General features: G+C 73.8%; 22 protein-coding genes. 9 read left to right on the forward strand and 13 right to left on the reverse strand.

The features are described 5' to 3' along the window. Positions 1–6 precede the first annotated feature (6 nt). The 4 genes from sufC to AB2L27_RS02245 are packed head-to-tail and all read right to left on the reverse strand — an operon-like array spanning position 7 to position 4297. Entirely contained in the window at positions 7–765 is a 759-nt protein-coding gene (gene sufC, locus AB2L27_RS02230; RefSeq protein WP_370439836.1) for a Fe-S cluster assembly ATPase SufC, read from the reverse strand. Next, complete coding sequence (sufD, locus tag AB2L27_RS02235; protein ID WP_370439837.1) at positions 766–2019, reverse strand: Fe-S cluster assembly protein SufD; 1254 nt, start codon at positions 2017–2019, stop codon at positions 766–768. Then, entirely contained in the window at positions 2019–3398 is a 1380-nt protein-coding gene (sufB, locus tag AB2L27_RS02240; protein WP_370439975.1) for a Fe-S cluster assembly protein SufB, read from the reverse strand. Before sufB ends, sufD begins: the two co-directional genes overlap by 1 nt. A 53-nt stretch (positions 3399–3451) precedes the next feature. Next, positions 3452–4297, reverse strand: coding sequence for a helix-turn-helix transcriptional regulator (locus AB2L27_RS02245; protein WP_370439838.1), 846 nt, complete (start codon positions 4295–4297; stop codon positions 3452–3454). A 102-nt stretch (positions 4298–4399) separates the two neighbouring features. Here AB2L27_RS02245 and AB2L27_RS02250 point away from each other — a divergent pair, with 102 nt between their 5' ends. From AB2L27_RS02250 to AB2L27_RS02265, 4 genes are read left to right on the forward strand one after another with little or no spacing between them, the layout of a single operon-like run. Then, a complete protein-coding gene (locus AB2L27_RS02250; protein ID WP_370439839.1) occupies positions 4400–5362 on the forward strand; it encodes an ABC transporter ATP-binding protein in 963 nt (320 codons plus the stop codon). Then, positions 5359–6147: an ABC transporter permease gene (locus AB2L27_RS02255; RefSeq protein ID WP_370439840.1), complete on the forward strand. Its 789-nt coding sequence runs from the start codon at positions 5359–5361 to the stop codon at positions 6145–6147. The genes AB2L27_RS02250 and AB2L27_RS02255 overlap by 4 nt, the downstream gene beginning before the upstream one ends. Continuing rightward, the gene (locus AB2L27_RS02260) at positions 6144–6416 is read left to right on the forward strand and encodes a hypothetical protein (RefSeq protein ID WP_370439841.1); all 273 of its coding nucleotides are present in this window, start codon (positions 6144–6146) and stop codon (positions 6414–6416) included. Before AB2L27_RS02255 ends, AB2L27_RS02260 begins: the two co-directional genes overlap by 4 nt. Beyond that, entirely contained in the window at positions 6413–6916 is a 504-nt protein-coding gene (locus AB2L27_RS02265) for a GNAT family N-acetyltransferase (protein ID WP_370439842.1), read from the forward strand. Before AB2L27_RS02260 ends, AB2L27_RS02265 begins: the two co-directional genes overlap by 4 nt. A 46-nt stretch (positions 6917–6962) precedes the next feature. On the opposite strand, the gene AB2L27_RS02270 is transcribed toward AB2L27_RS02265, so the two are convergent. Beyond that, the gene (locus AB2L27_RS02270; RefSeq protein WP_370439843.1) at positions 6963–7982 is read right to left on the reverse strand and encodes a heme o synthase; all 1020 of its coding nucleotides are present in this window, start codon (positions 7980–7982) and stop codon (positions 6963–6965) included. A 364-nt stretch (positions 7983–8346) separates the two neighbouring features. Between AB2L27_RS02270 and tkt the strand changes: the two genes are divergently transcribed. From tkt to pgl, 5 genes are all read left to right on the forward strand, one after another. Beyond that, complete coding sequence (tkt, locus tag AB2L27_RS02275; protein WP_370439844.1) at positions 8347–10437, forward strand: transketolase; 2091 nt, start codon at positions 8347–8349, stop codon at positions 10435–10437. 96 nt (positions 10438–10533) lie between these two features. Continuing rightward, positions 10534–11682: a transaldolase gene (gene tal, locus AB2L27_RS02280; protein WP_370439845.1), complete on the forward strand. Its 1149-nt coding sequence runs from the start codon at positions 10534–10536 to the stop codon at positions 11680–11682. Further along, positions 11679–13220, forward strand: a complete 1542-nt coding sequence (gene zwf / locus AB2L27_RS02285) for a glucose-6-phosphate dehydrogenase (RefSeq protein ID WP_370439846.1) — start codon at positions 11679–11681, stop codon at positions 13218–13220. Before tal ends, zwf begins: the two co-directional genes overlap by 4 nt. Positions 13221–13242: 22 nt before the next feature. Continuing rightward, positions 13243–14556: a glucose-6-phosphate dehydrogenase assembly protein OpcA gene (locus AB2L27_RS02290; protein ID WP_370439847.1), complete on the forward strand. Its 1314-nt coding sequence runs from the start codon at positions 13243–13245 to the stop codon at positions 14554–14556. Continuing rightward, entirely contained in the window at positions 14553–15302 is a 750-nt protein-coding gene (gene pgl / locus AB2L27_RS02295) for a 6-phosphogluconolactonase (RefSeq protein ID WP_370439848.1), read from the forward strand. Before AB2L27_RS02290 ends, pgl begins: the two co-directional genes overlap by 4 nt. Positions 15303–15385: 83 nt before the next feature. Here pgl and AB2L27_RS02300 read toward each other — a convergent pair whose 3' ends face one another. The 8 genes from AB2L27_RS02300 to rapZ all read right to left on the reverse strand — a co-directional run bounded on the left by AB2L27_RS02300 (position 15386) and on the right by rapZ (position 22486). Then, positions 15386–15736, reverse strand: a complete 351-nt coding sequence (locus AB2L27_RS02300) for an RNA polymerase-binding protein RbpA (protein ID WP_370439849.1) — start codon at positions 15734–15736, stop codon at positions 15386–15388. Between the two features lie 13 nt (positions 15737–15749). Continuing rightward, positions 15750–16001, reverse strand: a complete 252-nt coding sequence (secG, locus tag AB2L27_RS02305) for a preprotein translocase subunit SecG (RefSeq protein ID WP_370439850.1) — start codon at positions 15999–16001, stop codon at positions 15750–15752. Positions 16002–16032: 31 nt separating this feature from the next. Continuing rightward, a complete protein-coding gene (tpiA, locus tag AB2L27_RS02310; RefSeq protein WP_370439851.1) occupies positions 16033–16818 on the reverse strand; it encodes a triose-phosphate isomerase in 786 nt (261 codons plus the stop codon). Positions 16819–16858: 40 nt separating this feature from the next. Further along, positions 16859–18097 (reverse strand): phosphoglycerate kinase, encoded by a 1239-nt coding sequence (locus tag AB2L27_RS02315; protein ID WP_370439852.1) that lies wholly within the window; start codon positions 18095–18097, stop codon positions 16859–16861. 108 nt (positions 18098–18205) lie between these two features. After that, positions 18206–19210: a type I glyceraldehyde-3-phosphate dehydrogenase gene (gene gap, locus AB2L27_RS02320; RefSeq protein ID WP_370439853.1), complete on the reverse strand. Its 1005-nt coding sequence runs from the start codon at positions 19208–19210 to the stop codon at positions 18206–18208. 212 nt (positions 19211–19422) lie between these two features. Beyond that, positions 19423–20403 (reverse strand): DNA-binding protein WhiA, encoded by a 981-nt coding sequence (whiA, locus tag AB2L27_RS02325; RefSeq protein ID WP_370439854.1) that lies wholly within the window; start codon positions 20401–20403, stop codon positions 19423–19425. 80 nt (positions 20404–20483) lie between these two features. Next, complete coding sequence (locus tag AB2L27_RS02330; protein ID WP_370439855.1) at positions 20484–21539, reverse strand: gluconeogenesis factor YvcK family protein; 1056 nt, start codon at positions 21537–21539, stop codon at positions 20484–20486. After that, positions 21536–22486: an RNase adapter RapZ gene (rapZ, locus tag AB2L27_RS02335; protein WP_370439856.1), complete on the reverse strand. Its 951-nt coding sequence runs from the start codon at positions 22484–22486 to the stop codon at positions 21536–21538. Before rapZ ends, AB2L27_RS02330 begins: the two co-directional genes overlap by 4 nt. Positions 22487–22548 lie beyond the last annotated feature (62 nt).

The raw sequence follows: 22548 nt of genomic DNA on the forward strand, positions 1-22548 counted from the left end.
CCCTCCTCAGGCGGGGGTGAGGAACCGGTCGTACCCGGTCTCCTCCAGGGACTCGGCCAGCTCCGGGCCGCCCTGCTCGGCGACCTTGCCGTTCACGAACACGTGGACGAAGTCGGGCTTGATGTAGCGCAGGATGCGCGTGTAGTGCGTGATGAGCAGCACGCCCGGGGACACCGCGGACAGCGAGCGGTTCACGCCCTCGGAGACGATCTTCAGCGCGTCGACGTCCAGGCCGGAGTCGGTCTCGTCCAGGATCGCGAACTTGGGCTTGAGCAGTTCCATCTGCAGGATCTCGTGCCGCTTCTTCTCCCCGCCGGAGAAGTGCTCGTTGACGTTGCGCTCGGCGAAGGAGGAGTCCATGCGCAGGTCGTCCATCGCCTGCTTGACGTCCTTGACCCAGGTGCGCAGCTTCGGCGCCTCGCCGTCGATCGCGGTCTTGGCGGTCCGCAGGAAGTTCGACACGGTGACGCCGGGGACCTCGACCGGGTACTGCATGGCCAGGAACATGCCGGCGCGGGCGCGCTCGTCGACGCTCATCGCCAGGACGTCCTCACCGTCGAGGGTGACGGTGCCACCGGTGACGGTGTACTTGGGGTGCCCGGCGATGGAGTAGGCCAGCGTGGACTTGCCCGAGCCGTTGGGGCCCATGACGGCGTGGACCTCACCGGAGGCGATGGTCAGGTCGACCCCGCGCAGGATCTCCTTGACGGACCCGTCCGCCTCGTCGACCGTCACGTGCAGGTCGCGGATCTCCAGGGTGGACATTCAGTTCTCCTCAACGGGCTGGGCGGCGGGGGCGGCGGCGGTGGGGTCCTCGGCCAGCCGCGCCTCGATCGTGGTCATGAGTCGCTGCGACACCTCGGGGATGCCGATCTTGTCGACGATGCTGGCGAAGAACCCGCGCACGACCAGGCGGCGGGCCTCCTCCTCGCTGATGCCGCGCGACTGCAGGTAGAACAGCTGCTCGTCGTCGAAGCGGCCGGTGGCGCTGGCGTGACCGGCGCCGACGATCTCGCCGGTCTCGATCTCCAGGTTCGGCACCGAGTCCGCCCGCGCCCCGTCGGTCAGGACGAGGTTGCGGTTCAGCTCGTACGTCTCGGTGCCCTCGGCGCTGGCGCGGATGAGCACGTCGCCGATCCACACCGCGTGGGCGTCGGCGCCCTGCAGGGCGCCCTTGTACTCCACGTAGCTGGAGCAGTTCACGGCCGTGTGGTCGACGAACTGGCGGTGCTCGGAGTGCTGACCGGACCCGGCGAAGTAGACGCCGAGGGCGGTCGCGGACCCGCCGGGGGCGGCGTAGGCGAGGTTCGCCGAGACGCGCACGGCCTTGCCGCCCAGGGTGACGACGATGTGGCGCACCTGCGCGTCGCGGCCGGTGCGGACGTCGTGCTGACCGATGTGCAGCGCGTCCTCGTCCCACTCCTGCAGGCTGACGACGGTCAGGTCCGAGCCGTCCCCGGCGCGGACCTCGACGTTGCCGCGGTGGGCGCCGGACCCGACGTGGGAGAGCACGACGAGGGCCTTGGCGTGGTGCCCGGTCTCGATGACGAGGTGCCCCTCACTGGTGCGGCCCGCCTCGCCCCGGACGGTCACCAGGACCGGCTCGGTCAGCTCGGTCTCGGCGGGCACGCGCACGAGGTGCGCGACGTCGGTGGCGTTCCACGACGCGGCGGCGGCGCGGTCCCCGGGCACGAACGCGGTCCCGGCCCCGACCTCGGCCGGGGTGCCGGTGGTGTGCTCGACCCCGGCGGGCGCGGTGACCTCGACGGCGGCGGCGTTCCCGGCGGCGCGCTCGGCGACCTCGAACAGCGGCGCGAACTCCCGCAGCGGGGAGAACTTCCACTCCTCCTCCCGGCCGGTGGGGACCGGGAAGTCGGCCACGTCGAAGGACGTCGCGCGGGCCGCGCGCGAGGCCTCGGGCACGACCGGCCCGCCGTGGGTGTGGGCCCCGGAGGTGTCGACCGTGCCGGTGCGGGTGCCCGGCGCGGCGGCGGTGGTCTCTTCGTTGACCAGGGTCATCAGCCGACGGCCCCTTCCATCTGCAGCTCGATGAGGCGGTTCAGTTCCAGTGCGTACTCCATGGGCAGCTCCCGGGCGACGGGCTCGATGAACCCGCGCACGATCATCGCCATGGCCTCGTCCTCGGCCATGCCGCGGCTCATGAGGTAGAAGAGCTGGTCGTCGGAGACCTTCGAGACCGTGGCCTCGTGCCCCATGACGACGTCGTCCTCGCGGATGTCGTTGTAGGGGTAGGTGTCCGACCGGGAGATCGTGTCGACCAGCAGCGCGTCGCAGCGGACCGTGGAGGCGGAGTGGTGCGCGCCCTCCAGGACCTGGATCAGGCCGCGGTAGGACGTGCGGCCCCCGCCGCGGGCGATCGACTTGGAGACGATCGAGCTGGCGGTGTGCGGGGCGGCGTGCACCATCTTGGCGCCGGCGTCCTGGTGCTGGCCCTCACCGGCCATGGCGATGGACAGCGTCTCGCCCTTGGCGTGCTCGCCCATGAGGTAGACGGCCGGGTACTTCATCGTGACCTTGGAGCCGATGTTGCCGTCGATCCACTCCATGGTCGCGCCCTCGGCGGCCGTGGCGCGCTTGGTCACCAGGTTGTAGACGTTGTTCGACCAGTTCTGGATCGTCGTGTACCGCACGCGGGCGTTCTTCTTCACGACGATCTCCACGACCGCGGAGTGCAGCGAGTCGGACTGGTAGATCGGCGCGGTGCAGCCCTCGACGTAGTGCACGTAGGAGCCCTCGTCGGCGATGATGAGCGTGCGCTCGAACTGGCCCATGTTCTCGGTGTTGATCCGGAAGTAGGCCTGCAGCGGGATGTCGACGTGCACGCCCGGCGGCACGTAGATGAACGACCCGCCCGACCACACGGCGGTGTTCAGCGAGGCGAACTTGTTGTCCCCGACGGGGATGACGCTGCCGAAGTACTCCTTGAACAGCTCCTCGTGCTCGCGCAGGCCGGTGTCGGTGTCGACGAAGACGACGCCCTTCTCCTCCAGGTCCTCGCGGATCTGGTGGTAGACGACCTCGGACTCGTACTGGGCCGCGACGCCGGCGATGAGGCGCTGCTTCTCGGCCTCGGGGATGCCGAGCCGGTCGTAGGTGTTCTTGATGTCCTCGGGCAGCTCGTCCCAGCTGGTCGCCTGCTTCTCGGTCGACCGCACGAAGTACTTGATGTTGTCGAAGTCGATCCCGGTGAGGTCCGAACCCCAGTCCGGCATCGGCTTGCGGCCGAACATCCGCAGCGCCTTCAGGCGCAGCGCGAGCATCCACTCGGGTTCGCTCTTCTTCGCCGAGATGTCGCGCACGACGTCCTCGGACAGGCCGCGACGGGCCGACGCGCCGGCGGAGTCGGAGTCCGCCCAGCCGTACTGGTACTTGCCCAGGCCCTCGAGCTCGGGCGGGCCCGCGGTGGTCGGGGTCTCGGACACGGTGTCGGTCACAGTCGTCGTCCTTCCGTGGCGTGCTGGTCGTGGTGCTGGTCGTGGTGCTGGGGGGCGTGCGGGTGGTCGTGCGGGGGTTCGTGCGGGTGGAGAGCTTCGAGGGGGACGAACGTCGTGCAGACGTGGTCGCCGTGGGCGAGGGTCGCCAGGCGCTGGACCCGGGTGCCGAGGACGGTCTCGAAGGTCCGCCGCTCGGCCTCGCACAGCTGCGGGAAGGCCTCGGCGACCTTCTGGACGGGGCAGTGCCCCTGGCACAACTGGACGCCCTCGGCGGCTGTTCCCCGGGCCACCGGCCGCGAGCTCGCCGAGAACCCCTGGTCGGCCAGGGCCCGCACGAGGGCGTCGACCCGCTCGGGCAGCGAACCGTCCAGACCGGCCAGCGCCTCCTCCAGGCCGGCGAACCGGCGGCGGGCGAAGTCGGTGACGGCCTGCGGGCCCAGCGCCTCGGCCAGGTACTGCAGGGCCGTCAGCGCCAGCTCGTCGTACCCGGCGGGCAGGTCGTCGTGCCCGGCCGAGCCGATGACGTACTCCTTGGCGGGGCGGCCGCGGCCGCGGCGGGCCTCCGGGCGCGGTTCGCGCACCTGCAGGACCCCCTCGGCGACCATCGCGTCGAGGTGGCGGCGCACCGCCGGGCCGCTGAGGCCCAGGAGGTCGGCGAGGCGGGCGGCGGTGACGGGCCCGAGCTCGGCGACCGTGGTGCGCACGCGGGTACGGGTGCCCGCCTCCTCCGCGCCGGGGGTGGGCCCGGGGGTGGGCCCGGGGGTGGGCCCGGAGGTGGGCCCGGAGGTGGGCAGCGCCTCACCCACCGGGGCGGCGGGGCGTCCCGGTGAGGCTGTCCTCACCATTTCCACAACGTCCATGTTACCTAAATGCGCCGCGCGGCCGGAACCACCCCCGCCGGAGCGGTCGGCCGCGCTACTACCGCCCTCGTAGACTCACCCCTCGTGGCGCTCGGCTCCCCCTCCCCCGCGACGGCGACTGACGGTCGCGCGGCCGCGGCCGTCGAGGTCCGCGACCTGCGCAAGGCCTTCGGCGCCGGGCCCGCCGTCCTGGACGGGCTGTCCTTCACCGCCGCCCGCGGCCGGGTCACGGCACTGCTGGGCCCCAACGGGGCGGGCAAGACGACCACCGTCGCGATCTGCGAGGGGCTGCAGCGCGCCGACTCCGGTACGGTCCGGGTCCTGGGCCTGGACCCGGTCGCCGGCGCCGGCGCCCTGCGCCCGCGCGTGGGGGTCATGCTGCAGGACTCCGGGTTGCCCACCGGGGTCTCGGCCCGCGAGGCCCTGAGGCACGTGGCCGCCCTGCACACCGACCCCCTGGACCTGGGCGCGCTGTCGCAGCGGCTGGGCCTGACCTCCTTCGCCCGCACCCGGGTGCGGCGGCTGTCCGGCGGGCAGCGCCAGCGACTGGCGATGGCGTGCGCGCTCGTCGGCCGGCCCGAGCTGGTCTTCCTCGACGAGCCCAGCGCGGGCCTGGACCCGCAGGCGCGCCTGGCGGTCTGGGACGTCGTGCGCGAGGTGCGCGCGGCCGGGGTCGCCGTCGTGCTGACCACCCACCTCATGGAGGAGGCCGAGCGCCTGGCCGACGACGTCGTGGTCGTCGACCACGGCCGCGTCGTGGCCACGGGCACCCCCGCGGAGCTGACCGCCGGGCCCGCCTCGCTCACGTTCCGCTCCCGGCCCGGTCTGCCGACGCAGGACCTGGCCCGCGCCCTGCCCGTGGGGGCCGACGTCAGCGAGGCCGAGGCCGGCCGGTACGCCGTCACCGGCGTCGACGTCGACCCCCGGGTGGTGGCGACCGTGACGAGCTGGTGCGCCTCCCACGACGTCCTGGCCGAAGGCATCGGCCCGGTCCGCAAGACCCTCGAGGACGTCTTCCTCGACCTGACCGGGAGGACCCTGCGGTGAGCGCGCCCCTGACGAAGGACACCGACGCGGACGGCCCCGGCCGGCTCGACTTCACCCCCGGCGGGGCCGCGGCCCCCTTCGCCCGGCGCGTGCTGCGCCAGGCCCGCTTCGAGGCCACGATCGCGCTGCGCAACGGCGAGCAGCTGCTGCTGACGCTGCTGCTGCCGGCCCTGGTCCTCGTGGCCCTCACCCGGGTCACCTCCCTGGACCTGGGGGCCGGGGACCGGCCCGCGCTGGCCCTGGGCGGGGTGCTGGCCCTGGCCGTCGTGTCCACCGCCTTCACGGGCCAGGCCATCGCGACCGGCTTCGACCGCCGCAACGGGGTCCTGCGGCTGCTGGCGACCTCCCCGCTGGGCCGCGGCGGGCTGCTGGCCGGCAAGGTCCTGGCCGTGCTGGCCCTGGTCCTCGTGCAGGTCCTCGTGCTCGGCGCCCTGGCAGGCGCGCTGGGCTGGTCGCCCTCGGGCCGCCTGCTGCTCGCCGTCCCCGCCGTCCTGCTCGGCGTCGCGGCCTTCACCGCCCTGGGGCTGCTGCTGGCGGGCACCGTGCGGGCCGAGGGGACGCTGGCCGCGGCGAACTTCGTCTGGGTGCTGCTGCTGGCCGGCGGTGGTCTCGTGCTGCCCTCCCCCCTGGCCCCGGTGAGCGACGCGCTGCCCTCGGCCGCCCTGGGCACCGCGCTGCGCGAGGCCCTGGGCGCCGGCACGCTCGCGCTCGGACCGCTCCTCGTGCTGGCCCTGTGGGCCCTGGCCGGCGGCCTGGCCTGCGCGCGGTGGTTCCGCTGGGAGTGAGCGCACCGGTGCTGGGGCTGGCCGTGCTGGCCCTCGGGGTCCTCGTCGTGCTCGCCGCGGTCGTCCTGGCCCTCACCGGGCGCCGGCGCGCCCCGGCCACGATCGGCTGTGCGCTGGCCAGTGGGGCGCTGCTGGTGCTGTGGGTGGTCCTGACCGCCGGCGGCGCCGACGCCGGCGGGACGGTCTACTCCCGCAGCGCGTGGTGGGCCCTGGCCGTCCTCGCCGCGCTGGCCTCGCTGGCGCTCACCGTGCGCGACCGGCGGCGGTGAGCGGGGTGGCAGCCGTGGACGTGCGGCCCGCGACGGCGGGCGACCTGCCGGCGCTGGCGTGGCTGTGGCAGTGCTTCCGGCACGACCTCGCGGCGCTCACCGGCGCCCTGCCGTACGCCGACGGGCGCTACCAGACCGCCGGGATGCCCACGGCGCCGCAGGACGTCCACGGTGCCGTCCTGGCCTGGCGGCCCCACCCGCGCACGGGCCGGGACGCCCCGGTCGGGTTCGCGGTGGCCGAGGCGTCGTCCGGTGCCCACGAGCTCACCGCGCTGTGGGTCGCCGTCGGTGCCCGCCGCGACGGGGTGGGCCGGGCGCTGGCCGTGACCGTGCTGCGCTCGCGGCCGGGGCCGTGGCGCGTGGGGTTCCAGCACGCCAACGCGGGCGCGGGCACGTTCTGGCGGACCGTGGCCGGGGAGGTGTTCGGGCCCGGCCGCTGGCGCGAGGAGCGGGTGCCGGCCCCGCACGGCCCGGACGACCACCTGCTCCTCGGCCGCTGACGGGCCTCGGGAGGCGCCGGCGCGGCCCCCTCCTCGCCAGGGGGCCTCAGAAGGGCCAGGAGATCCGCAGGAACGGGTCGACGGCCACGGCCACCGACAGCAGCGTCAGGTACGTGATCGAGCCGTGGAAGACGCCCATGGGCGAGATGCGCCGCAGCTGCTCCAGCGTGCCCGCGTCCCGGCCGCCGGTCTCGCGCTCGAAGCGGGAGGCACGCCGGTGCAGGCCGATCGTCTGGCCGAGGAAGGCCAGCCCGAGGGCGAGGGCGGCCAGGCCGTAGACGACCCCGGCCCCGCCGAGCGGGACGAGCAGCAGCGAGCACAGGACCATCGCCACGGTGTAGGCGACGACCTGGCGCGAGACGGTCGTCGGCCTGGCCACGACCGGCAGCATGGGCACGCCCGCGTTGGCGTAGTCCTCGCGGTAGCGCACCGACAGCGGCCAGTAGTGCGGCGGGGTCCACAGGAAGATGACCCCGAACAGGACGAAGGGCGCCCAGCTCAGCGAGCCCGTCACGGCCGTCCAGCCGATGAGGACCTGCATGCACCCCGCGACCCCGCCCCAGACGATGTTCTGGGAGGTGCGGCGCTTGAGCAGCAGCGTGTACCCGACGACGTAGAGCAGGATCGCGCCCACGGCCAGGGCCGCCGACAGCACGTTGACGAACGCGACGAACAGGGCCGTGGAGGCCAGGCCGAGGACGGCGGCGAAGACGAGGGCCTGGTGCGGGCTGACCGCGCCGGTGACCAGCGGCCGGTTCTCGGTGCGCTTCATGAGGGCGTCGATGTCGCGGTCGAAGTAGCAGTTCAGCGTGTTCGCGCAGCCGGCGGCCAGCGCCCCGCCGACGAACGTCGTCAGCACCAGCCGCACCGGGGGCAGCCCGCCGGCGGCGAAGATCATCACGGGGATCGTCGTGATGAGCAGCAGCTCGATGATGCGCGGCTTGGTCAGGGCGACGTACGCCGCGACCCGGGGGAAGCGCGGGGGGCGCCCACCGCGACGCCGGCCCAGCAGGGTGGTCCGGGAGTGCGCGGGGGCGTCGGAGAGACGCGGGTCGGCGACGGTCACAGTGTCCTCAGGGCGAGGTGACGACGGGCAGCCCTGAGCTTACGCCTCTGCTACGCGCTGTCGTACCCGGGAGGGCGTCGCGGGCGCGTCACCGGCCCGTCGCCGGCCCGTCACGGCCGGCTGGCGGGCCCCGGACCCCTGCCAGGCTGCGCCCGAACCCCGTGCGAGTAGGCTCACCACAGGTGACGCGCTCCACACCGTCCCACGCGATGGTCACGGAGCGTCACTACAGAGAACGCCTCGGACACCGGACCAGAACAGCACGGTCCCGGCCGCGACGGAAGACGACAGAGCGGACCAACGGCCGGTCCCCCACCGCCATCCGGGCGCTGGGCGGTCAGCTGGTTCGCACGGGAGGAGACACGTGAGCCAGCCCCTCGAGTGGAGCGAACTCGACACGAAGGCGGTCGACATCGTCCGCGTCCTGGCCATGGACGCCGTGCAGCGCGCCGGCAACGGGCACCCGGGTACGGCCATGAGCCTGGCCCCGGTGGCCTACCTGCTGTTCCAGAAGATGCTGCGGCAGGACCCGGCCGACCCGGACTGGGTCGGCCGCGACCGGTTCGTGCTCTCCTGCGGGCACTCCAGCCTCACCCTCTACATCCAGCTGTACCTGGCCGGGTACGGCCTGGAGCTGGACGACCTCAAGGCGCTGCGCAAGTGGGGTTCGAAGACCCCCGGCCACCCCGAGCACGGGCACACCGCCGGTGTGGAGATGACCACCGGCCCCCTGGGCCAGGGCCTGTCCTCCGCGGTCGGGATGGCCATGGCCGCCCGCCGCGAGCGCGGCCTGTTCGACCCCGACGCCGCCCCCGGCACCAGCCCGTTCGACCACCACGTCTACGTGCTGGCCTCCGACGGGGACATCCAGGAGGGCGTGACCTCCGAGGCCTCGGCCATCGCCGGGGTCCAGGAGCTGGGCAACCTCGTCGTCATCTACGACGCGAACCACATCTCCATCGAGGACGACACGAACATCGCCCTGGGTGAGGACACCGGCAAGCGCTACGAGTCCTACGGCTGGCACGTCCAGACGATCGACTGGACCAACGGCGGCGAGGGCGAGTACACCGAGGACGTCGCCGGGCTGCACGCGGCGATCGAGGCCGCCAAGGCCGAGACGTCCAAGCCGTCCATGATCGTCCTGCGCACGATCATCGCCTACCCGGCGCCGAACGCCCAGAACACCGGCAAGTCGCACGGCTCGGCCCTGGGCACCGACGAGGTCAAGGCCACCAAGGAGCTGCTCGGGTTCGACCCCGAGGCCGACTTCGCGGTGGCCGACGACGTCATCGCCCACACCCGCGCCCTGCGCGAGCGGGCCAAGGACGAGCACGCCGCCTGGCAGCAGGACTTCGACGCCTGGCACGCCGGCGCCGGTGAGCGCGCCGAGCTGTTCGACCGCATGCGCACCCGCACCCTGCCCGCCGGCTGGGAGGACGCCCTGCCGGTGTTCGAGGCCGGGAAGTCCATCGCCACCCGCAAGGCCTCCGGCGAGGTGCTCAACGCCCTGGCCTCGACCCTGCCGGAGCTGTGGGGCGGGTCGGCCGACCTGGCCGAGTCCAACCTCACGTCGATGAAGGGCGAGCCGAGCTTCCTGCCGGAGAGCCGCACGACGAAGACGTGGGAGGGCAACCTCTACGGCCGCACCCTGCACTTCGGGATCCGCGAGCACGCCATGGGCGCCATCCTCAACGGGATCGCCCTGCACGGCGGCACCCGCCCCTACGGCGGCACGTTCCTCGTCTTCAGCGACTACATGCGCCCCGCGGTCCGCCTCGCGGCGATCATGCGCCTGCCGGTGACGTACGTGTGGACGCACGACTCCATCGGCCTGGGCGAGGACGGCCCGACCCACCAGCCGATCGAGCACCTCGCGGCGCTGCGCGCGATCCCGGGCCTGGACGTCGTCCGCCCCGGCGACGCCAACGAGACGGCGTGGGCCTGGCGCACGGTCCTGGGGCACACCGACCGCCCGGCCGGCCTGGCCCTGTCGCGCCAGAACCTGCCGACGTTCGACCGCTCCCAGGACGGCTGGGGCGAGGCCTCCGGCGTGGCCAAGGGCGCGTACACGCTCGTGGAGAGCTCGGCCGCGACCCCGCAGGTCATCCTCATCGGGACCGGGTCGGAGGTCCAGATCGCCGTGGCCGCCCGCGAGAAGCTCGAGGCGGAGGGCATCCCCACCCGCGTCGTGTCGATGCCGTGCCGCGAGTGGTTCATGGAGCAGGACCAGGCCTACCGCGACACCGTCCTGCTGCCGCAGGTCAAGGCCCGCGTCTCGGTCGAGGCCGCCCTGGCCTTCGGCTGGGAGGGCATCGTCGGTGACGCCGGTCGCTCGGTCTCCATCGAGCACTACGGCGCCTCGGCGGACTACCAGGACCTGTACCGCGAGTTCGGCCTGACCGACACCGCGGTCGTGACCGCGGCGAAGGAATCGCTCACCGGTCTGCAGTGAGCACCACCCGGGGGCCCGCACCGCGGGCCCCCGGGACCTCGTGCGGGCGCCGTCCCGGCGCCCACCCACCCCGTGGACGAAGGAACGGAGCACCCCGTGAACGACACCACCAGCACCAGCACCAACCTCGAAGCCCTGCGCCAGAACGGCGTCTCGGTCTGGCTGGACGACCTGTCCCGCGAGCTGACCGACGGCGGGGAGCTGCAGCGCCTCGTCGACCTCGGCGTCCTGGGCGTCACGTCCAACCCGACGATCTTCGCGACGGCCCTGTCCAAGGGCGACCGCTACACCGAGCAGGTCTCCGAGCTCGTCGCCGCCGGCGCCGACACCGAGAAGGCCGTCTTCGAGATCACCACCGAGGACGTCCGGCGCGCCTGCGACGTGCTCAAGCCGGTCTTCGACCGCACCGACGGCCTCGACGGCCGCGTCTCCCTCGAGGTCGACCCGCGCCTGGCCCGCGACACCGCCAAGACCGAGGAGTCGGCCCGCCAGCTCTGGACCGCGGTCGGTCGCGAGAACCTCTACATCAAGATCCCCGCGACGGTCGAGGGCCTGACCGCCATCACCACCGCGCTGTCGGAGGGCATCAGCGTCAACGTCACGCTGATCTTCTCCCTGGACCGCTACCGCGCCGTCATGCAGGCCTTCCTCACCGGTCTGGAGCAGGCCAAGGTCAACGGCCACGACCTCTCGACGATCGAGTCGGTGGCCTCCTTCTTCGTCTCCCGCGTCGACACCGAGATCGACAAGCGGCTCGAGGACGTCGGCGGCGAGCACGCCCAGGAGGCGCAGGGCCTGCGCTCCAAGGCGGGTCTGGCCAACGCGCGCCTGGCCTACCAGGCCTACGAGGAGGTCTTCTCCACCCCGCGCTGGCAGGTCCTCAAGGAGGCCGGGGCCCGTCCCCAGCGTCCGCTGTGGGCCTCGACCGGGGTGAAGGACCCGAACCTGCCCGACACCCTCTACGTGACCGGGCTCGTCGCGCCGAACACCGTCAACACCATGCCCGGCAAGACGCTGGACGCCACCGTCGACCACGCCGAGGTGACCGGCGACACGATCCGCGGCTCCTACGGGGAGTCCCAGGAGGTCCTGGACGCCCTGGAGCGCCTGGGGATCTCCTACACCGAGGTCGTCGACCAGCTCGAGACCGAGGGCCTGGACAAGTTCGCCGCGAGCTGGACCGAGCTGCTGCAGACCGTCACCGACGAGCTGGAGCGCGTGAAGACGCAGGCAGAGGCCCGGTGAGCCCCTCGCGGGTGACGCACGCGGAGAACCCGCTGCGCGATCCGCGGGACCGCAGGCTCCCGCGGATCGCCGGCCCGTGCGGCATGGTGATGTTCGGCGTCACCGGTGACCTGGCGCGCAAGAAGCTCATGCCGGCGATCTACGACCTGTCCAACCGGGGGCTGCTGCCCCCGGGGTTCGCGCTGACGGGTTTCGCGCGGCGCGACTGGGTCGACCAGGACTTCGGCAAGATCGTCTACGACTCGGTGCGCCAGCACGCCCGGACCCCGTTCCGGGAATCGGTGTGGGCCCAGCTCGCCGAGGGTTTCCGGTTCGTGCCCGGGGAGTTCGACGACGACGAGGCGTTCGACCAGCTCGCCACCACCGTCGCCGACCTCGACCGGGTCCGCGGGACCGGCGGGAACCACGCGTTCTACATGTCGATCCCGCCGCGGTTCTTCCCCGTCGTGGCCAAGCAGCTGGCCCGCAGCGGGTTGAGCGCCCAGCACGGGGACCAGTGGCGTCGCGTGGTCATCGAGAAACCCTTCGGGCACGACCTGAAGTCCGCGCGCGAGCTGAACGCCGTCGTGGAGGACGTCTTCCCCCCGGACTCGGTGTTCCGCATCGACCACTACCTGGGCAAGGAGACGGTCCAGAACATCCTGGCGCTGCGCTTCGCGAACCAGATGTTCGAGCCGCTGTGGAACGCCAACCACGTCGACCACGTGCAGATCACCATGGCCGAGGACATCGGCATCGGTGGCCGGGCGGGGTACTACGACGGCATCGGCGCGGCGCGCGACGTCATCCAGAACCACCTGCTGCAGCTGCTGGCCCTGACGGCGATGGAGGAACCGGTCTCCTTCGAGGCGGCCGACCTGCGCGCGGAGAAGGCCAAGGTCCTCTCGGCCGTGCGGCCCCTGAAGGACCTGAGCCGGTCCACCGCCCGCGGGCAGTACGCCGCGGGCTGGCAGGGCTCGGAGTTCGTCAAGGGCTTCCTCGACGAGGACGGCATCGCACCGGACTCCCGGACCGAGACGTACGCCGCCATCGAGCTGGAGATCGACACCCGCCGCTGGGCGGGCGTGCCGTTCTACCTGCGGGCCGGCAAGCGCCTGGGCCGGCGGGTGACCGAGATCGCCGTCGTCTTCAAGCGCGCCCCGCACCTGCCGTTCGAGCGCACCGCCACCGAGGAGCTCGGGCAGAACGCGCTCGTGGTGCGGGTCCAGCCCGACGAGGGCATCACCATGCGGTTCGGGTCCAAGGTCCCGGGCACCGCGATGGAGGTGCGGGACGTGACGATGGACTTCGGGTACGGGCACTCCTTCACCGAGTCCAGCCCCGAGGCGTACGAGCGGCTCATCCTCGACGTCCTGCTCGGGGACCCGCCGCTGTTCCCCCGGCACGAGGAGGTGGAGCTGTCGTGGAAGATCCTGGACCCCATCACCTCGTTCTGGGCCAAGAACGGCCGGCCCGAGCCGTACTCGTCGGGCACGTGGGGGCCGCCGTCGGCGGACGCCATGCTCGAACGCACCGGCCGGCAGTGGCGGCGACCGTGACCGGCACCGAGGAGGTCTCGCGATGATCATCGACCTGCCCAGCACGTCGACGAGCGCGATCAACAAGGCGCTCATCGACCTGCGCGACTCCGGCGGGGCCGTGGCCCTGGGCCGTGTCCTGACGCTCGTCGTCATCACCGACGACGCGCACGCCGAGGACGCCATCTCCGCGGCCAACGAGGCCAGCCGCGAGCACCCGTGCCGGGTGCTGGTGCTGGCCCGCGGCAACAAGCGCGGTGCGGCCCGGCTCGACGCGCAGATCCGCGTCGGCGGCGACGCCGGGGCCAGCGAGGTCATCGTGCTGCGCGCGTACGGCCCGCTGGTCGAGCACGGGGAGACCACCATCGTCTCGCTGCTGCTGCCCGACGCGCCGATCGTGGCCTACTGGCCCGGGGCGGCGCCGGAGGACCTGCGCGCCGACCCGATCGGGCGCATCGCCCAGCGCCGGATCACCGACTCCGCGGAGTCGCGCGACCCGGCCAAGGCGCTGGAGTCCCGCCGGGCGACGTACCGCGAGGGCGACACCGACCTGGCCTGGACGCGCCTGACGAACTGGCGCGCCCTGCTGGCCGCGGCGCTGGACCAGCCGCCGTACGAGCGGGTCACCTCCATCACGGTCGCCGGTGCCCCGGACAGCCCGAGCACCGAGCTGCTCGCCGCCTGGCTCGCGGCCAAGCTCAAGGCGCCGGTCGTGCGGGCCCGCACCCGCCGCGGCACCGGGGTCCAGAGCGTGCGCCTGGAACGCCCCTCCGGTGCGGTCGAGCTCATCCGGCCCGACGCGACCGTCGCCACGCTGACCCAGCCGGGTCAGCCGGACCGGCGGTTGTCGCTGGCCCGCCGCCAGGTCAAGGACTGCCTGACCGAGGAGCTGCGCCGGCTGGACCCCGACGAGGTCTACGGCGAGGTCCTGCGCGACGGCCTGCCCCAGGTGGGCAAGAAGGTCATGTCGGCCCGGGACGCCGAGCACGCCGGGAAGCTGTCCGGCAGCCGGCGCGCCGCGGCCCGCCAGGCGGCGGCCGAGGCGGCTTCGGCGGCGGTCTCGGAGCAGATGAAGGGCGCCCCGCCGGAGCAGGAACGCACCGACGGCTCCTCCCCCGTGGCCGGGGAGGCCCCGGAGTCCGAGAGCCCGCAGGTCCGCTCGGCCCGCACGCGCACCGCCGACGCCACCGACCGCGCGGAGGAGGCGGTCGCGGCGACGACCGGGTCGCGGACCGCGAAGAGGACCACGGCCACGAAGACGGCGACGAAGGCGGCGAAGAAGACCACCGCCACGAAGACCGCGGCGAAGAGCACCGGCTCGGGGTCCCGGTCGGCGCGTCCGGCGGTGGACCGGTGACCCGCGAGGGCACCTCCGTCGTCCGGTACGCCACCCCGGACCTGCTGGCCGCGGCCACCGCGGACCGCCTGCTGTCGGCCCTGGCCGACGCGCAGGCGGCCCGCGGCACCGCCCACGTCGCCCTGACCGGCGGCACGATCGGCGGCAGGACCCTGGCCGCGGTCGCCGCGGCCGCGACCCGGGACGCGGTGGACTGGCGCCGGGTGCACTTCTGGTGGTCCGACGAGCGGTTCCTGCCCACCGGCGACCCCGAGCGCAACGCCACGCAGGCCCAGGACGCGCTGCTCGACGCGCTGGACCTGGACCTGTCGACGGTCCACTACCCGCCGGCCACGGACGGTCCGGACGGGGACGACCTGGACGCGGCCGCCGCCCGGTACGCCGCGGAGCTGCTGCAGCACGGCGAGGGGGCGGAGGTCCCCGCCTTCGACGTCCTGCTGCTGGGCATGGGCCCGGACGGGCACGTCGCGTCCCTGTTCCCCGCTCACCCGGGGCTGGCGCGCGACGAGTCCAGCGTCGTGGGGATCCGCGAGTCCCCGAAGCCGCCGCCGCTGCGGGTCTCGTTCACCTTCGGGGCCATCGCCCGGGCCCGGCAGGTGTGGCTGGTGGCCGCCGGGGCGGAGAAGGCCGCCGCCGTCGCCCGGGGGGTCGCCGCCGGTGACGTGTCCGAGACACCGGCCGCCGGGGTGGCCGGGACCGAGCGGACCCTGTGGCTGATCGACGAGGCCGCGGCCGGCGACCTCTGAGGTCGGTCGTCCGGCACCGAGCACGACGAAGGCCCCCCGCGCGGTGTGCGGGGGGCCTTCGTCGTGCTCGGTGCGGGGGGGGCTCAGCGGATGAGACCGCGCGCCCGCAGCGAGTCCAGCGCCTCGTTGAGGATGGCCTCGCCGTCGGCGTCGGAGCGGCGCTCCTTCACGTAGGCGAGGTGCGTCTTGTAGGGCTCGTTCTTCGGCGGGGCCGGGGGGTTGGCCCGGTCGGTGCCGGCGGGGAAGCCGCAGCGCGGGCAGTCCCACGTCTCCGGCGGCTCGACCCCGGACTCCTCGGCGAAGCTGGGCTTGGTCTCGTGCCCGTTCGCGCACCAGTACGAGATGCGGACGCGGGGCGCGGTGTCGCCCCGTTCCGCCTCGCCCATGGGGCCGGCGCCGACCCTGCTGCCCCGGATGGCGTTGCCACCTGCCACGTCGGTCGTCTCCTCAGAACTCGTGGGTGAAGCGCTCGACCAGGCCGAGCAGCACGACGGTGGCGAACCAGACGCAACCGACCGTGATCGTGAAGCGGTTGAGGTTCCGCTCGGCCATGCTCGACCCCGACAGGCTCGTGGTGACGCCACCGCCGAACATGTCCGACAGGCCGCCCCCCTTGCCCTTGTGCAGCAGGATGAGCAGGGTCAGGAACAGGCTGGAGATCGCGAGGATCACCTGCAGCACGATGCGGAGGACGCTCACGCCGCTCAGCCTAGGCCATCACCGGCGGTGGTCAGGCCGGGTGATCGCGGAAGCGCACGATCGCGGCGAAGTCCCCCGCGTCGGTGCTGGCCCCGCCGACCAGGGCCCCGTCCACGTCGGGCTGCTGCATGATCGAGGCGATGTTGGCGGGCTTGACGCTGCCGCCGTACAGGACCCGCACCGCGTCGGCGCTCGCCTGGTCGAACTGCTCGGCCACGGCCGAGCGCAGCGCGGCGCACACCTCCTGGGCGTCCTGCGGCGTGGCGACCTCGCCGGTGCCGATGGCCCACACCGGCTCGTAGGCCAGCACGAGCCCGGCGACCTGCTCGGCGCTCAGGCCCGTCAGGGCCTGGGTGACCTGCCCGACGGTGTGCTCGACGTGCTGCTCGGCCTTGCGCACCTCCAGGGGCTCGCCGACGCAGACGATGGGGACGAGCCCACCGGCCAGCGCCCGGGCCGTCTTGGCCCGCACGACCGCGTCGTCCTCGCCGTGGTGCTGGCGGCGCTCGGAGTGACCCACGGCCACGTACGTGACGCCGAGCTTGGCGAGCTGGGCCGCCGACACCTCACCGGTGTAGGCGCCCGCCTCGTGCGCGGAGACGTCCTGGGCCCCGAGGCGGATGGACAGCTTGTCGCCCTCGATGAGCGTCTGCACGGTGCGCAGGCTCGGGTGCGAGGGCAGGACGGCCACCTCGACGGCCGAGTAGTCGTGCCGGGCGTCCTTGAGGGTCCAGTCGAGCTTCTGGACCAGCAGGGTGCCCTGCTGGTGGTCCAGGACCATCTTCCAGTTGCCGGCGATCAGCGGGGTGCGGGGCATGGGTGCGCCTTCCTGCGGGGTGTGGGCGGGGTCGCGGGGGTCAGTCGAGGACGTCGAGGCCGGGCAGCCGCTTGCCCTCGAGGTACTCCAGACTCGCCCCACCGCCGGTGGAGATGTGCCCGAACTGCTCGTCGGTGAAGCCGAGGGTGCGCACCGCGGCGGCCGAGTCGCCGCCGCCGACGACGCTGAACGCGCCGGTGGCGGCCTTCGCCTCGACGAGGGCCTGCGCCACGGCGCGGGTGCCGCCGGCGTAGGGCTCCATCTCGAACACGCCCATGGGCCCGTTCCAGAACACGGTGCGGGCGTCGGCCAGGGCGGCGGCGAAGGCCGCGGCGGAGTCGGGGCCGATGTCCAGGCCGAGGCGGTCGGCGGGGATGGCGTCGGCGGGGACGACCTGCGGGTCGGCGTCGGCGGCGAAGGCCGTGGCGGCGATCACGTCGGTGGGCAGGACGAGGTCGACGCCCTTGTCCTGCGCCGCCTGCACGTACCCGCGGACGCGGTCGAGCTGGTCGGCCTCGAGCAGGCTCTTGCCGACCTCGTGGCCGGTCGCGGCCAGGAAGGTGAAGACCATCCCGCCGCCCACGAGCAGGCGGTCGCCGGGGGCCAGCAGGGAGCCGAGGAGGTTGTCGATGACCCCGAGCTTGTCGGAGACCTTCGAACCGCCCAGGACGACGGCGTAGGGCCGCTCGGGCTCGCTCGTCAGGCGGCGCAGGACCTCGACCTCGGTCGCCACGAGACCGCCGGCGGCGTGCGGCAGGCGCAGCGCGACGTCGTAGACGCTGGCGTGCTTGCGGTGCACCGCGCCGAAGCCGTCGGAGACGTAGGCGTCGGCCAGGGCGGCGAGCTCGTCGGCGAACGCGCCGCGCTCGGCCTCGTCCTTGCTCGTCTCCCCGGCGTTGAAGCGGATGTTCTCCAGCAGCAGCAGCCGGCCCTCGCCCAGCGCCTCCACGGCGGCGCGGGACCGCTCCCCCACGGTCTCGGGGCAGAAGGCGACGTCGACGCCGTCCAGCAGCTCGGCGAGGCGCGCGTGCACGGGGGCCAGGGAGTACTTGGCCTCGGGGGCCCCCTTCGGGCGGCCCAGGTGGGCCGTGACGACCACGCGGGCCCCGGCCTCCAGGAGGCGCCGCAGCGTCGGCACCGAGGCGCGGATGCGCCCGTCGTCGGTGATGACGGACCGGTCCCCGGAGTGGTCCAGCGGGACGTTGAGGTCGCTGCGGACGAGGACCCGCTGGCCGGTGAGGCCGCCGAGCTGGGCCTGGAGGTCGTCGATGGTCTTCACGGACGTTCCCTTCTGCTGCTGTCCGGGTCCGCTGCCACCCGGGGTCGGACGGACGACGGCCCGGGCCCCGCGGTCGCGCGGGCACCCGGGCCGGAGTGTGTCAGAAGCTCAGAGGGAGGATCCCACCAGCGTGACGAGGTCGACGAGGCGGTTGGAGTAGCCCCACTCGTTGTCGTACCAGCCGACGACCTTGACCTGGTTGCCGTTGACCTTGGTCAGGCCCGAGTCGTAGATGCACGAGGCCGGGTCGGTGACGATGTCGGAGGAGACCAGCGGCTCGTCGGAGTACGTCAGGTACCCCTTCAGCGGGCCCTCGGCCGCGGCCTTGTACGCGGCGTCGACCTCCTCGGCGGTGACCTCGCGGCCCAGGGTGACCGTCAGGTCGGTGGCCGAGCCGGTCGGGACCGGCACCCGCAGCGCGTACCCGTCGAGCTTGCCCTTCAGCGTCGGCAGGACCAGGCCGATGGCCTTGGCGGCCCCGGTCGAGGTCGGCACGATGTTCAGGGCGGCGGCGCGGGCGCGGCGCAGGTCCTTGTGCGGGCCGTCCTGCAGGTTCTGGTCGGCGGTGTAGGCGTGCACGGTGGTCATGAGGCCGCGCTCGATGCCGAAGGCGTCGTCGAGGACCTTGGCCAGCGGGGCCAGGCAGTTCGTGGTGCAGGACGCGTTCGAGATGATCGAGTGCTGCGAGGCGTCGTAGTCGGAGTCGTTGACGCCCATGACGACGGTGACGTCGTTGTTGGTGGCCGGCGCGGAGACGACGACCTTCTTGGCCCCCGCGGCCAGGTGGGCCTTGGCCTTCTCGCCGTCGGTGAAGAAGCCGGTGGACTCCACGACGACGTCGACGCCCAGGTCGCCCCAGCCGAGGTTGGCGGGGTCGCGGTCGGCCAGGACCTTGATGGTCCGGGAGCCGACGACGATCGAGTCGCCCTCGACGCGGACGTCCTCGGACAGCTTGCCGAGGACCGAGTCGTGCTTGAGCAGGTGCGCCAGCGCCTTGGCGTCGGTGAGGTCGTTGACCGCCACGATCTCGACGTCCGCGCCCTGCGCGAGTGCGGCGCGGAAGAAGTTGCGGCCGATGCGGCCGAATCCGTTGATGCCGACCCGAGTGGTCATGCGCTCTCCATCCCTTGACGCACCCCGTGACCGGGCGGGCCGGGTGCGTCTCGTGCGTCCCGTACGTGATCAGTACTGGTGCTGACTCCCCCGCCGAGGGCCGGGGGACACCCGCCGCGGGCCCCGCGGCGTCGGCACGACCCTATGGCCTGCGTCACGTCCGCGCGGACCCGGGGTGGGTGGGCGGGGGTGCGGGGAGGGTGCGCGGGGCCTCAGGCGTCGAGCATGTCCGCGGTCAGACCGGACTCGGTCCCGGGCACACCGAGCTCGATGGCCTTCTTGTCGGCCATCCCCAGCAGCCGCCGGATCCGCCCGGCGATGGCGTCCTTGGTCATGGGCGGGTCGGCCAGCTGGCCCAGCTCCTCCAGGCTGGCCTGCTTGTGCTCCAGGCGCAGCCGGCCGGCCTGCAGCAGGTGGTCGGGGATGTCCTCCCCGAGCAGCTCCAGGGCGCGTTCGACGCGGGCACCGGCGGCGACCGCGGCCCGCGCCGAGCGGCGCAGGTTGGCGTCGTCGAAGTTGGCGAGGCGGTTGGCGGTGGCCCGCACCTCGCGGCGCATCCGCCGCTCCTCCCACGTCATCATCGCGTCGTGGGCGCCCAGGCGCGTCAGCAGCGCCGAGATGGCGTCCCCGTCGCGCAGCACGACCCGGTCCACCCCCCGCACCTCGCGGGCCTTGGCCGCCAGCTCCAGGCGGCGGGCCGCGCCCACGAGCGCCAGCGCCGCCTCCGGCCCCGGGCAGGTGACCTCCAGGGCGGCCGAGCGGCCGGGTTCGGTGAGCGAACCGCGGGCCAGGAAGGCCCCGCGCCAGGCGGCCTCGGCGATCTGGGTGGAGCTGGAGACGATGTGGGAGGGCAGCCCGCGCACGGGCCGGCCGCGGCCGTCGAGCAGGCCGGTCTGGCGGGCCAGGGACTCCCCGTCGCGGCCCACGCGCAGGACGTAGCGGGTGGCCCGGCGCAGCCCCCCGGCCTGCACGACGAGCAGGTCGCTGGGGTGGCCGAAGACGTCGGCGATGTCGCGCCGCAACCGCCGGGCGATGGAAGCGGAGTCCAGCTCGGCCTCGATGACGATGCGCCCGGAGACGATGTGCAGACCCCCGGCGAAGCGCAGCATGACCGACACCTCGGCCTTGCGGGCCGCCGTCGTCGTGACCGGCAACCGGCTCAGCTCGTCCTTGACCGCCGCCGTCATCGCCATGGCGCGTCCTCCCCGGGGTTCCTCGTCCAGCGTCCGTGTCCGTGTCCGTGTGCTCGTGCCGTGCTCGCTCGGGCGCACCGTCAGGTGCCTGCCGCGAAGACGTCACGGTAGGCCGCGGCGAGCCGCAGCGCGTCGTGCCGGGGGGTGCCGTCGCCGGCGGAGACCGTGCGCAGCACCACGTCCGCCCCCAGGGCGGCCGCGCTGGCGCGCAGGGCGGACTCGTCGGTGACGGCGACCGGGTCGGCCAGGACGGTGTCCACCCGCAGGCCCGGGGCGTGGGCGGCGAGGACCTCCAGGTGGGCCTCGGCGCTGAAGCCGTCGGTCTCCCCCGGCTGGGCCGCGAGGTTGAGGGTGACGCAGGTGCGCGCCGCGGTCCGCGTCAGCGCGTGCGCCAGCGCCGGGACCATGAGGTGCGGCAGGACGCTGGTGAACCAGGACCCCGGACCGAGCACGACCCAGTCGGCGGTGGCGACGGCCTCCACGACCTCGGGGGGTACCGGCGGGTCCGGCGGCAGCAGCCGGACGGTGGCGACCCGGCCGGTGGTGGAGGCGACGGCGACCTGGCCGCGCACCTCGGTGACCTGCCCGGGTGCTCCGGGGACGAGCCCGAGCACGTCGGCGACGATGTCGAGGGGGACGGCGGCCATGGGCAGCACCCGGCCGCGGGCGCCGAGCAGGCGGCCCACCCAGTCCAGGCCGGCGACCTCGTCGCCGAGCAGTTCCCACAGGGTCGCGATGAGCAGGTTGCCGGTGGCGTGCTGGTGCAGGGAGCCCTCGCTGGTGAAGCGGTGCTGCAGCACGTCGCGCCACGTGCGGCCCCACTCGGAGTCGTCGCACAGGGCCGACAGGGCCATCCGCAGGTCCCCCGGCGGCAGGCCGCCGAGCTCGCGGCGCAGCCGGCCCGAGGAGCCGCCGTCGTCGGCGACGGTGACGACGGCGGTGAGCCGGTCGGTGAGGTGGCGCAGGGCGGACAGCGAGGCGGCCAGGCCGTGGCCGCCGCCGAGGGCGACGACGGAGGGGGCGCGGGAGGCCCCCGCGGGGTGGGCGGCCGCGGCGGGGGCCGCCGCCACGGTGGGGACGAGGCCGGTGGGGAAGCTCGTCGAGGAGGGGTGGCCCGCACCGGGCAGCGGGCTCACTCCCGGCCCAGGTCGCGGTGCAGGACGCGGACGGGCACGCCGTCGCGGCGCAGGCGGGCGCCCAGCTCCTCGGCCATGGCCACGGAGCGGTGCTTGCCGCCGGTGCAGCCCACCGCGATGGTCGCGTAGCGCTTGTTCTCGCGCCGGTAGCCGTCGAAGACGGGGGCCAGCGCGGACTCGTAGCGGTCCAGGAAGGGGGTGGCGCCCTCGGCGCTCAGGACGAACCGGGACACGGGCTGGTCCTGGCCGGTGAGGGGGCGCAGCTCCGGTTCCCAGTGCGGGTTGGGGATGAACCGGACGTCGGCGACGTGCTCGGCGTCGGCGGGGGTGCCGTACTTGAACCCGAAGCTCATGACGGTCACGCGCAGGTCGTCGGCGCGCTCGGCCTCGAACAGGGAGGCGACCAGCGAGCCGAGCTGGTGGACGTTGAAGGAGCTGGAGTCGACGACGACGTCGGCGCGGGCGCGCAGCTCCCCGGTCAGGGCGCGTTCGCGGGCGATGCCGTCGACGATGCGGTCGTCGCCCTGCAGGGGGTGGGGGCGGCGGACGGACTCGAAGCGGCGGACGAGGACCTCGTCGGTGGCGTCGAGGAACAGCACCCGCGGGGAGACGTGGCGGGTGTCGAGGGAGGCGAGGGCGCCGGTGAGCTCGGCGAAGAAGCTGCGCCCGCGCACGTCGACGACGACGGCCAGCCGGGGGATCGCCTGCCCGGCGCGGGCGGCCAGCTCGGCGAGCGGTTCGAGCATCTGCGGGGGCAGGTTGTCCACGACGTACCAGCCCAGGTCCTCCAGGGCCTTGCCGGTCGTGGACCGGCCCGCCCCGGACATCCCGGTGATGATCAGCAGCTCCGGCCGCCGGGGGCGGGCGGGTGCGGTGCCCGTGGCGTCCCGCGCCTGCCGGTCCTCCGCGCCGTCCCCCGGGCCTGCGCCCCGCACCGTCTCCTGCACGCGCTCATCCTGTCACCCCGGGCGTGTCGGCCGCGACGAGGTGGGTACCCGCCGCGTTCGGG

The organism is Kineococcus halophytocola (assembly GCF_041276425.1).
Lineage (GTDB): Bacteria > Actinomycetota > Actinomycetes > Actinomycetales > Kineococcaceae > Kineococcus > Kineococcus halophytocola.

Excerpts from the sequence above, each read along its gene's own strand:
- sufC (WP_370439836.1), bottom strand. The coding sequence starts at position 765 with ATGTCCACCCTGGAGATCCGCGACCTGCACGTGACGGTCGACGAGGCG.
- gap (WP_370439853.1), bottom strand. The coding sequence starts at position 19,210 with ATGACCACTCGGGTCGGCATCAACGGATTCGGCCGCATCGGCCGCAAC.
- sufD (WP_370439837.1), bottom strand. The coding sequence starts at position 2,019 with ATGACCCTGGTCAACGAAGAGACCACCGCCGCCGCGCCGGGCACCCGC.
- tpiA (WP_370439851.1), bottom strand. The coding sequence starts at position 16,818 with ATGCCCCGCACCCCGCTGATCGCCGGCAACTGGAAGATGGTCCTGGAC.
- AB2L27_RS02290 (WP_370439847.1), top strand. The coding sequence starts at position 13,243 with ATGATCATCGACCTGCCCAGCACGTCGACGAGCGCGATCAACAAGGCG.
- whiA (WP_370439854.1), bottom strand. The coding sequence starts at position 20,403 with ATGGCGATGACGGCGGCGGTCAAGGACGAGCTGAGCCGGTTGCCGGTC.